We start from the raw sequence: 11766 nt of genomic DNA on the forward strand, positions 1-11766 counted from the left end.
AAAAATGAAAAAAATATTAACGATGAAAAAAGTTACCAAAACATTTGGTTCTGGTCATACAAAGGTCTCAGCTTTGAAAGCAATTGATTTTTATGTAAAGGAAGGAGAATTCGTCAGCATCATTGGTCCTTCTGGTTCAGGTAAAAGTACTTTCCTTACCATTTCAGGAGGATTGCAAACACCGACTTCCGGAGAAATAGTGATCAACGGTCACTCACTAACTGAGCTTCCAGAAAAAAAACGAGCAGATTTACGCTTTAAAGAAATTGGATTTATTCTCCAAAGCTCTAATTTGATTCCTTTTTTAACGGTAAAGGAACAATTTGAACTAGTTGACCAAGTTACTTCAAAAAAAGAAGATTCAACAAAAATCGATTCCTTGCTGCAATCTTTAGATATCCAGTCACTTAAAAATAGTTATCCTAAAGACCTTTCTGGTGGAGAAAGACAGAGAGTGGCAATTGCTCGCGCTTTATATAATGAGCCAAGCTTGATCTTAGCAGACGAACCAACAGCTAGTTTGGATACCGATCATGCATATGAAGTCGTCAAATTACTAGTTAAAGAAGCTCATGAGAAACAAAAAGCGACTATTATGGTTACTCATGATGTCCGTATGATTCAATGGAGTGATCGCGTTTATCGAATGGAAGATGGGTACTTGACAGAAGAAGAGAAAAAGAAGGAATGAATCCTTCATGACAATGAAGGGCTATCCACGTATAATCAGAGATAAAGGAGAGATGTGGATGCCAAAAGAAACTTTTTTCAATTTATCGAACGCAAAGAAACAGAGAATCGATGACCTATTACTGGAGATATTTTGCTCACAGCACATCAGCCAAGTCAAAGTCTCAGAGATCGTTGACAAGATGGGGATGTCGCGCGGTGCTTTTTATAAATATTTTCAAGATTTGGAAGATGCTTATTTGTATACGATCAAAAGCAGTTCTCACATAGTCCATCAAGATATCTTAAAATTCATTAGCGAAAACAAACAACATTTCTTTTTGGGGATCGAAAAATATTTAGAGTGGTGCTGCGACTTAGATCACGAAAGTATCTATTGGCAAAGGTTATACTTGTTAACACAGCGAAATGATCAGCAGACAACCAAACGTAGAGAACTATCGGCTGATTCTCCAATGAACGAAAAATGGCTGGAATTATTAAGAATCAATCATTTCTCCATTCAATCGTCGGAAGAAGCAGTTAGTTTCCTATACTTTTCCATGACCCTCGTAATGAACACATTGACGGATCTCATTGCAAATAATTGGACAAAAGAAGAGTTGTTAAAAGACTTTCGCTATAAATCTCGTTGGATTGCTGAAGGAATACAATAAAAAGAAACAGCTATGTGAATTTGTCCTGAAATTTTTATCAGGGTGGTTTATACATAGCTGTTTTTTGATTATTCATAACTCGAATAAGCGGATGAGTTCTTCTTCATTTGCGAATGACACACTATCATCAATCAATATATGAGGAACATGGGCATTCAAAATGGGTTGATTCGTAACGATCAGATCATACTCGAGAAGATTGTATTTCGACAGCTGATCTTCAGTAATAGCAGTTGTCTCAGAGTGAATTTTATGCACAGCAAGAATATCACTGATATATTCTTCAATATATTGACTATGTCGAAGACTTAAGTCACTGATGATCAGTATTTTTTTATCAGAAGTATAATGGTGAATTTCAGGATTACCGATAAGCATCCAAAAGATATAGCTAGATAAATAATAAATCAGATTCTGATTCAGTAGAGTGGAATAAAATTGAAGTTCTGCACGAAATCCAGCATATAGACGTATCTGGCGGTGTTGCATCTGCTGTGCAAAGTAAGTTGCACGGATCGTCAAATGAGTCGTATCGTATGGGAAAATACGGGAGAAAAAATAAATTTGCGTTAATAATTGAACAACATATTCTTCGTTTTTTTCTTTGCAATCAGAGGATGAAAACGAACAGTAGGACATATTTTTTCGTATCTGCTCACTGATTTCATTTTTTTCTTTCTCCGAAAATTCTGAAAAAATCGTATTGACAAAATAGTTCACTACTTTTATATAGCTGCTGTACTTCAATTTTCCTAAGAGATTTTTCAAGATTAAGAAGTCTTTTTTATCGATATTTATCAACTGTACATAAGAGTCTCCAGCTTTCCATTCAAATGGAGTTCCTTGGGATTCTCTCATGAGATGCACAACAAAATACATAATAAAGAAAGATTGCTCATATGGGCTTTCTTCCTGAAATAAATTCAACTGACAATTATTCTTGACCATAATTTCTTTGATCTTCTTTTTTTCGATTGGAAATGGCAACGTGCGTCTTCCGTAGTAACTTAAAAAGAAAAAGGTGACAAAGATACGCAACTGGAGCTCACTTTTAAGGCTAGTTAACTGAAAACCTTGGTCAACGATCACTTTTAATAAATAGCTTTCTAAAATTTGATTGCATTGTTTCAACTTACGTGTAAAAGAAGACCGGCTGATGGAAATTTTTTCACAATAATACTCAATCGTTTTACCCGGATTGACAATAATCTCATTTAATAAACGACTGTTTGTAGAACTTTGCGACATTTCCATCAGAACATTTAAATAAGCTGGTACATTCAAATGTTCAAGACGATACCCCAATTTTTGTGAAGATTGAATCGTTACATCCGTTCCCCAGCGGATTTTGATCTCTTCGATATACCTTACAAATGTAGATTCTGAACTACCAATTCTTTTGGCAAGTTCTTTTTTAGTCATCCACTTGTCAGAAATGGACAGAATTCGAATGATTTTTTCCATCTTTCTATAGTTTCCTTCCAACAACCTGATCATATGTTTTTCTCCCTCAACCCTTTTCTTTCAATGAAACGCTCATTAATCGAAGGAATCAACTTCATAAATGAAACCAATTGGTATGAAAATTGGTGTGATTCCCTTTAGCGCCCTTCGTATAATAATTATCATATTAAAATAAATAAAATTATGTAACGCCTGTTTATTTTAATAATTTTCACTATTCACGTCAAAACAGAAAAAAAGAAAAAGGAGGGGAAAAATGACGACCACAGGGAAGAAACTGAAAGTTATTTTCATGCTGATAATATTGAGTTTATCAAACTTTGTGCCATTATCTGCAATAGCAGACACTACAGATGATCCAACAGTTTTAGAAACAATTTCAGCTGAAGTCATTTCGGATCAGTCTGGAAAAAAAGCACTGAACATCAAGCTAAATGCGAATAACACCAGTGCTGAAAAGATAGAAAAAGAAATTGGTCTAGTCGAAAATTACTTAAGTGATGTGGAAAGAAAAGAAGGAGATGGCTATGCTTATCAGGTAAATAGCGGGAAAATTACGTTGGAAATCTCATCAAACACTAAACAAACTATCGATCTGAGTTTTCCAATCGATCCAGCACTTTACCACAGCCAGGCAAACAAGCTGATCGTCGATAATAAAGAATATGACATTATTGATGAGACAGAAAATAAGAAAGATACAGATGTGTCAGTACCAAAGGCAGACGAAATAGAAGAAGAATCATCAAAAGAAAACGAAAATTCTGTCAGCTCATTTACATTGCCTACATTATCCTTGCCAGCTGTGAGTGTGCCATCTAATCAAACGATTCCTACAGAATATACAACAGATGATCAGGGCACTTATCCTAAAGCCAGTTGGCAACCTACAGGAAATACAAATGTTCTTGATCATCAAGGAAATAAAAACGGAACAAATCAATGGGATGGTATAAATTCTTGGAATGGAGATCCTAATGATCGGACCCATTCGTATATCGAATATGGAGGAACGGGTAATCAAGCAGACTATGCGATACGAAAGTATGCAAAGGAAACAAGTACACCCGGATTGTTTGATGTTTATTTGAATGCTCGTGGAAATGTACAAAAAGATATCACGCCTCTTGATCTCGTATTGGTCGTAGACTGGTCAGGAAGTATGAACGACAATAATCGGATCGGTGAAGTAAAGATTGGTGTCGATCGTTTTGTCGATACTTTAGCAGATAGCGGTATCACAGACAAAATCAATATGGGATATGTCGGCTACTCAAGCGAAGGATATAGCTACAGTAACGGTGCAGTACAGATGGGTTCATTTGATTCAGTGAAAAATCAAGTAAAATCCATTACACCTTCACGGACAAATGGTGGTACTTTTACACAAAAAGCACTAAGAGATGCAGGAAACATGCTATCCGTTCCAAATGGACATAAAAAAGTGATCGTTTTGCTGACGGATGGTGTACCAACATTTTCCTATAAAGTACAGCGGGTACACGCACAATCAAGCAGCAATTATTACGGAACTCAGTTTTCTAATACGCAAGATCAGCCGGGAAATACTTCTCGAATCTCAAATAGCTATTATGCACCTGACCAAAACAATCTATCCAGAAGAATCGACAGTACGTTTATCGCAACCATCGGAGAAGCGATGGCACTCAAAGAACGAGGAATCGAAATACATGGTCTTGGCATCCAACTTCAAAGCGATCCGGCAGCTGGTCTCTCAAAAGCAGAAGTAGAGTCTCGTATGCGACAAATGGTTTCATCAGATGAAAAAGGCGATCTTTACTATGAATCAGCTGATCATGCAACAGATATCTCTGAATACCTAGCCAAAAAAGCTGTACAGATCTCAGCAACTGTAAGCAATGGACAAATAAATGATCCAATCGCAGAACCATTCATTTATCAGCCTGGTACACTTTCAGTCAAGAGTGTGGGGACAAGTCCTACAACGGTCACTCCATCTATTTCCATAGAAGGAAATACCATCAAGAGCAATCAGATCTATTTAGGAAAAGACCAAGAAATCCAAATCCATTACCAAGTGAGAATCCAAACAGAAAATGAGGACTTCCATCCAAATTTCTGGTATCAAATGAACGGCAGGACAACTTTCCAGCCAAACATTGATACCAATGAATTAGCTGAATTCGGTATACCATCTGCTAAAGCTCCCGGAGTCAGTCTTCACATCAAAAAGTTATGGGAAGAATTTGACAACAATCTAGCTGATCGTCCAGATCAAGTTACTTTTGAGATTCAACGGGAACATACGACAAATGCTGCAGCTTGGAAAAACGGATATATTCGAATCATTAAACCAGCTAAAGATACAACAAATACGTGGGAACGTGCAGACATTGACAAATTATCTGCAAATAGCGGAGAAAGTTATCAAGAGATATTATCACTACCTCAATACAATAATCAAGGTCAAGCATTCAGTTACCAAACAATCAAAGAATTACCTGTACCAGGATACGATTCTCAACAAATAGATGCAATGACATGGAAAAATACTAAACAATTCACACCGTTAAACTTGAAAATAACGAAAAATTCCTCTACAGGTGAAAAGAATCTCATCGGTGCTGTCTTCAAATTAACAGGAGATTCTATTGATACTTTACTAACAGATCATGGCGACGGAACCTATTCTCTTCCAGAAAATGTCAAATTGCAAAAAGAAATGACCTATACGCTGACAGAAACAAAAGCTCCAGAAGGGCATGAATTAAGCAAAAAGACTACTTGGGAAATCAAGATCGCTTCTGATGGTACGGTAACCATTGATGGAAAAACAGTCACTACTTCCGATGATACGATCCAGTTGACCATTGAAAATCCTTTTGTTGAAGTTCCTGTAGCAGTACGTAAGTATGCGATGCAAGGGACGGACAAAGAGATAAATCTTAAAGGAGCAGCATTTTCCCTACAGAAAAAAGAAGCAAATGGTACTTATCGGCCAATTGACAGCCAAACAACGAATGAAAAAGGTCTTGCCAGTTTTGATTCACTCACACCTGGTAAATACCGAGTCGTTGAAACAGCTGGTCCTGCCGGATATGATACTTCGCCGGGAAATTATGAATTCCAAATCGATAAATATGGAAAAATCATTTACACGGGAAAAAATACCGAGATGACAAATAATGTATGGACGCTCACTCATCAAAATCGACTAAAAGCGTTTGATCTAACGGTACACAAAAAAGAAGACAACGGACAGACATTAAAAGGAGCCAAATTCAGACTGCAAGGACCAGAAATGGACTTAGAATTGCCAAAAGATGGACAAGAAACAGATACCTTTCTATTCGAAAATTTAAAACCTGGAACTTATACGCTGACCGAAACTTTTACACCAGAAGGATACCAAGGTCTAAAAGAGCCAGTTACTATAGTTATACACGAAGATGGGTCAATTCAAGTGGATGGACAAGATCATGAATCTGTTCTGTCACCAGGAGCCAAAAACAACCAGATTTCTTTAGACATCACGAATCAGGCAAAAGTACCATTACCTGAAACGGGAGGAATTGGCCGTTTAGGAATCTATCTAGTAGGGATGATTGGTTGTGCGTTTTCTATTTGGTATCTTTTTTTGAAAAAAGAAAGAGGGGGCAGCTAAATATGAAAAAACTTGGTTGGCTTAGTGTGTGTCTCTTCTTGTTACTATTTAAACCAGCTTTTACTCAGGCAGCAACAGAAACAGAAACAGAAATGGTTCAGATTACTTTACACAAATTGCTTTTCCCAAACGGGCAACTGCCGAAAAATCATCCAAATGACGGACAAGAAAAAGCGTTATTACAAACGTATCGAGGATTAAATGGTGTCACATTCCAAGTTTATGATGTCACAGATTCTTTTTACCATCTACGGGAAAAGGGCAAAACGGTAGAAGAAGCACAAACAGAGATCGCAAAAAACGGTGCGTCTTCCGGTACGTTTACCGCAGAAGCAACAACTACAACTCTTAACAACGAAGATGGTATCGCTTCTTTTTCTCTGGCCGCTAAAGATCAAGAAAAAAGAGATAAAGCGTATCTTTTCATTGAATCCAAAGCACCAGAAGTCGTCAAAGAAAAGGCAGAGAATATGGTAGTTGTTCTTCCTGTACATGGACAAAACAATCAAAAACTTTCAACTATCCATTTGTATCCTAAAAATGAAGAAAACGACTACCCTGATCCACCTTTTGAGAAGGTATTAGAAGAGCCTAGAAATGATTTTACGATTGGTGAAAAAATCACTTATTCCTTGCATACGACAATTCCTGTAAATATCCTTGACTATCAAAAGTTCGAATTGTCAGATAGTGCGGATGAAGCATTAACGTTTTTACCTAATAGTTTAACGATTTCATCGAATGGAGAAAAGCTGACAGAAGGCTTTGTCATACACAAGAAACCTCACGGATTTGATGTTTTATTTTCGATCCCTTCGTTGGAAAAATATGCTGGAAAAAAACTGACCATTTCTTATCAGATGCAACTAAGCAGTACAGCACAGGCGAACAAGGAAATCAACAACAACGGAACACTGGATTTTGGTTTTGGTATCAGTACAAAGAAAGTCTCTGTATATACAGGGAGTAAGCAATTTGTCAAAATCGAGACAAATAAACCAGATAAACGATTAGCTGGCGCAGTATTCCTTATTAAAAACAAAGCAGGAAATTACCTCCAGCAAACAGCCAACGGATACAAGTGGACAAAGAACGAAGCAGATGCGCTTCACCTGATTTCCGATAAAAATGGCGCTTTTTCAATTTCCGGGTTGAAAACAGGAAGTTATCGATTAAAAGAGATCGAAGCACCTTCTGGTTATATTTTAAGTGAAACAGAAATTCCGTTTACCATTTCAACTTTTCTTTCTGAGGATAAAGAGGCGGACAGTATATTGAAAGTAGTCAATAAAAAAGAAAATAGCCGTCCATTTCTTCCAAAAACAAACGAAACGAAAAATACACTTTTAGGCGTTGTTGGTATGGTATTCGCAAGCTTTGCAATCTGGTTGTTTATCAAAAAAAGAACAGGAGTGAAAAAATGAAAAATCATAAAAAAATAAACGTTATGTTAGGAGTACTTTTCCTTATTTTACCATTACTCACAAACAGCTTCGGCGCAAAAAAAGTGTTTGCAGAGGAGACAGCAGCTCAAGTCATCCTTCATAAAAAGAAAATGACTGATTTACCCGATCCTTTAATCCAAAACAGCGGGAAAGAAATGAGCGAATTCGATCAATACCAAGGATTAGCCGATATTTCATTTTCAGTTTATAACGTCACTCAAGAATTTTATGCGCAACGAGATAAAGGAGCGTCCGTGGATGCAGCAAAACAAGCAGTCCAGTCTTTGACTCCTGGTACACCAGTTACTTCAGGAACGACAGATGCTGATGGAAATGTCACTTTATCTTTACCTAAAAAACAAAATGGGAAAGATGCAGTCTACACGATCAAAGAAGAACCAAAAGACGGAGTGTCAGCTGCCGCAAACATGGTTTTAGCTTTCCCTGTATATGAGATGATCAAACAAGCAGATGGCTCTTATAAATACGGGACAGAAGAACTAGATACTATCCATCTCTACCCTAAAAATACAGTCGGTAATGATGGAACGTTGAAAGTTACAAAAATCGGTACTGCCGAAAACGAAGCACTAAATGGAGCAGAATTTATTATTTCTAAAGAAGAAGGAACACCAAGCGTCAAAAAATACATCCAAAGTGTCACAGATGGATTGTACACTTGGACAACTGATCAAACCAAAGCCAAACATTTCATTACTGGTCATTCTTATGACATCGGCAACAATGACTTTGCCGAGGCATCTATTGAAAAAGGCCAGTTGATCGTTAATCATTTAGAAGTTGGAAAATATAATTTAGAAGAAGTAAAAGCTCCTGATAATGCGGAAATGATTGAAAAGCAAACAATCACGCCTTTTGAGATCCTGGCAAATAGCCAAACACCAGTAGAAAAGACCATCAAAAATGATACGTCTAAAGTTGATAAAACAACACCTCAATTGAATGGAAAAGATGTCGCAATCGGTGAAAAAATTCAATATGAGATTTCTGTCAATATCCCATTAGGTATCGCTGATAAAGAAGGAACGCAAAACAAGTACACAACATTCAAACTTATCGATACTCATGACGCTGCTTTAACATTTGATAATGATTCTTCAGGAACGTATGCTTATGCCTTATATGATGGAAATAAAGAAATCGACCCAGTAAATTATTCTGTCACTGAGCAAACAAACGGATTCACGGTTTCAATTGATCCGAATTATATTCCTTCATTAACTCCTGGCGGTACATTGAAATTCGTTTACTATATGCATTTGAACGAAAAAGCAGATCCAACCAAAGGATTTTCTAACCAAGCAAATGTCGATAACGGGCATACAAATGATCAAACACCACCGTCAGTCGATGTCGTTACTGGGGGCAAACGATTTGTTAAAGTAGATGGTGACGTTACATCAGATCAAACACTTGCTGGAGCAGAATTCGTCGTTCGTGATCAAGATAGTGACACAGCGAAATATTTATCGATCGACCCATCCACAAAAGCCGTCAGCTGGGTATCGGCGAAAGAATCAGCAACGGTTTTTACAACCACAAGTAACGGTTTAATCGATGTGACAGGTCTAAAATATGGCACGTACTATCTGGAAGAAACGAAAGCGCCAGAAAAATATGTTCCATTAACAAACCGTGTAGCATTTACTATCGATGAACAATCTTATGTAACAGCAGGACAGTTGATTTCTCCTGAAAAAATACCAAATAAACACAAAGGTACACTTCCTTCAACAGGCGGTAAGGGAATCTATGTGTATATCGGTGCAGGAGTAGTCCTTCTATTGATTGCTGGACTGTACTTTGCTAGACGCAAGCACAGTCAGATTTAGTCTTTTTGCAAGAATTGGAAAAAGGAGCAGCGGATTACGCAAATGCTCCTTTTTCTTTTATTATCAAACAGTCATCACAAGGAGAACACAAATGAAACCAAAGAAAAGGAAACTTCTAGATCTGCTGATGCTTTTCTTGCTTCTCTCAGGAATAGGGATACTAGCTTATCCATTTGTTAGCGACGCGCTGAATAATTATCTGGATCAGCAGATCATCTCTCATTATCAGCAACAAGCGGTCAAAGAAAATGAAGAAGTCATGGCTAAAATCCAAGAAAACATGACAAAGAAAAACCAGCAATTAGCAAAAGAAGGTGGAAATCCAGGTGCAGATCCCTTTACTAAGAAAAAAGAACCTGCGAAAAAGGATAGAACCTATTTTGAGAAACATACGATCGGTATTTTGACGATCCCTGAGATCAATGTCCATTTGCCAATTTTTGATGAAACGAATACTGTGCTGCTAGAAAAAGGTGCCTCATTATTGGAAGGAACGTCTTATCCTACGGGGGGAGAAAATACACATGCCGTTATTTCCAGCCATCGAGGACTGCCTCAAGCAAAGTTGTTCACAGACTTACCGAAACTGACTTTAAGTGATTCTTTCTATATCGAAATCAATGGCCGGACACTCGCTTATCAAGTCGATCAGATCAAGACGGTAGAACCGACTGATACAAAAGATCTGAGAATCGAAAAAGGGCAGGATTTCGTGACACTCCTAACTTGTACACCTTATATGGTCAACAGTCATCGCTTACTTGTCAGAGGGCACCGGGTTCCTTATCATGCAAAAGAAGTTCAAAAAGAAGTACAGAAAGTATCCGAGAACAAACGATTTTTCCTGTATGGATTGTTAGCTGCATGTATACTGATTTTCCTCCTTCTTATATATCTTTTTCGTCAATCGTTCAAAATAAGAAACAGAAGTTAGCTATTCCTCATTTCTATAATATATCTATTCGAATCGTTCCGTAAACAAACAGGCTGAAGTTTGAAAAAGAAAACTTCAGCCTGTTTTTATGATGATATCAAAGAGAGCCTATCAAACACTATCTTTCTTATTACTAAATGAGGATCTTTTCTTAAGTTTTCCGATATTCTTTAAGAAGGCCTTTTTGCATCAATTCTTGTTTGTTTTTCAAGTTGCGGATATTCTCTTCAAAATTTTGAGAATATATCACTGAGAATAACGTATTTAATACGTAATCGAAGGCAATTTGAGAGGAGAAAGTCGCTACTTTAGCAAAATCATATTCCTCCTGCGATATAACAAGACACATATCAGCCTGTTTAGCCATTTCTGAATGCTGATTTCCGGTAATCAGCAAGGTAGGGGCCTCTACATGCTTCAAATAGGTCATTATTCGTTCATAATGATGGATGCGACCGCTGTAGCTAATAAAAATGGCGCAATCCTCGCTAGTCAAATTGGCTGCATTCCAAGAAGAATCACTGTATTCTTCAGCCATGATCAAAAACTTATTCAACTTGACCATTTTATTCTGGAATTTCCTTGCCGTGATTTGAGAATCACCTTTTGCAAAAAGAAAGATTCGCTGTGCCTTGTTCAATACTTTACCGATTTGATCTAAATCTTCATGTTCAATCTGCAATTGTGCTTTTTTTATTGACTGGATCGATAAATCCGCCATTTTCTTTGCAATTTGCTGAGTGCTATCTTCACTTGAAAAAGGAAAATTAGGATCAATCGTTTGATTGAACTGAGCAATCAATTGATGAACTTCCCGCCCCAGCTCGAAACGGAATTCTTTAAATCCGCTGAATCCCATTTTTTTGCATAAACGAATGATAGCTGAATGGGAAGTATACGTAGCTTTTGCTAATTCTTCAATCGTCATGTAGACTGCAGCTTCGATATTCCTACGGATGTAATCGGCAATCCGTTTCTCTGTCGTGGTAAACAACTCTTGTTTTGTTAGTTTTTCTTCAATAAGCATGATCTGACCTCCAAATTCTATCTTACTGATAAACACTTGGTTCCGCTACTA

General features: G+C 37.3%; 8 protein-coding genes. 6 read left to right on the forward strand and 2 right to left on the reverse strand.

All coding sequences use genetic code 11. The annotated features are described in order from the left end of the window. Positions 1–4 precede the first annotated feature (4 nt). Positions 5–691 (forward strand): ABC transporter ATP-binding protein, encoded by a 687-nt coding sequence (locus IGL70_RS06480; RefSeq protein ID WP_002286060.1) that lies wholly within the window; start codon positions 5–7, stop codon positions 689–691. Between the two features lie 7 nt (positions 692–698). Beyond that, on the forward strand, positions 699–1346 hold the full coding sequence (locus IGL70_RS06485) for a TetR/AcrR family transcriptional regulator (protein ID WP_002286057.1): 648 nt from the start codon (positions 699–701) through the stop codon (positions 1344–1346). A 72-nt stretch (positions 1347–1418) separates the two neighbouring features. Here the strand turns inward: IGL70_RS06485 and IGL70_RS06490 are convergent, their stop codons facing one another. Next, complete coding sequence (locus tag IGL70_RS06490; protein WP_081156401.1) at positions 1419–2810, reverse strand: helix-turn-helix domain-containing protein; 1392 nt, start codon at positions 2808–2810, stop codon at positions 1419–1421. Positions 2811–3066: 256 nt separating this feature from the next. Between IGL70_RS06490 and IGL70_RS06495 the strand changes: the two genes are divergently transcribed. From IGL70_RS06495 to IGL70_RS06510, 4 genes are all read left to right on the forward strand, one after another. Further along, positions 3067–6456, forward strand: coding sequence for a SpaA isopeptide-forming pilin-related protein (locus tag IGL70_RS06495; RefSeq protein WP_104873675.1), 3390 nt, complete (start codon positions 3067–3069; stop codon positions 6454–6456). Positions 6457–6458: 2 nt separating this feature from the next. Continuing rightward, a complete protein-coding gene (locus tag IGL70_RS06500) occupies positions 6459–7880 on the forward strand; it encodes a SpaH/EbpB family LPXTG-anchored major pilin (protein ID WP_104873674.1) in 1422 nt (473 codons plus the stop codon). Continuing rightward, on the forward strand, positions 7877–9754 hold the full coding sequence (locus IGL70_RS06505) for a SpaH/EbpB family LPXTG-anchored major pilin (RefSeq protein WP_104873673.1): 1878 nt from the start codon (positions 7877–7879) through the stop codon (positions 9752–9754). The genes IGL70_RS06500 and IGL70_RS06505 overlap by 4 nt, the downstream gene beginning before the upstream one ends. Positions 9755–9845: 91 nt before the next feature. Next, entirely contained in the window at positions 9846–10688 is an 843-nt protein-coding gene (locus IGL70_RS06510; RefSeq protein ID WP_104873672.1) for a class C sortase, read from the forward strand. A 151-nt stretch (positions 10689–10839) separates the two neighbouring features. On the opposite strand, the gene IGL70_RS06515 is transcribed toward IGL70_RS06510, so the two are convergent. Further along, positions 10840–11715 (reverse strand): MurR/RpiR family transcriptional regulator, encoded by an 876-nt coding sequence (locus IGL70_RS06515; protein WP_002295882.1) that lies wholly within the window; start codon positions 11713–11715, stop codon positions 10840–10842. Positions 11716–11766 lie beyond the last annotated feature (51 nt).

Origin of the sequence: Enterococcus sp. DIV0901a (assembly GCF_051711525.1) — a bacterium.
Classification (GTDB): Bacteria; Bacillota; Bacilli; order Lactobacillales; family Enterococcaceae; genus Enterococcus_B; species Enterococcus_B faecium.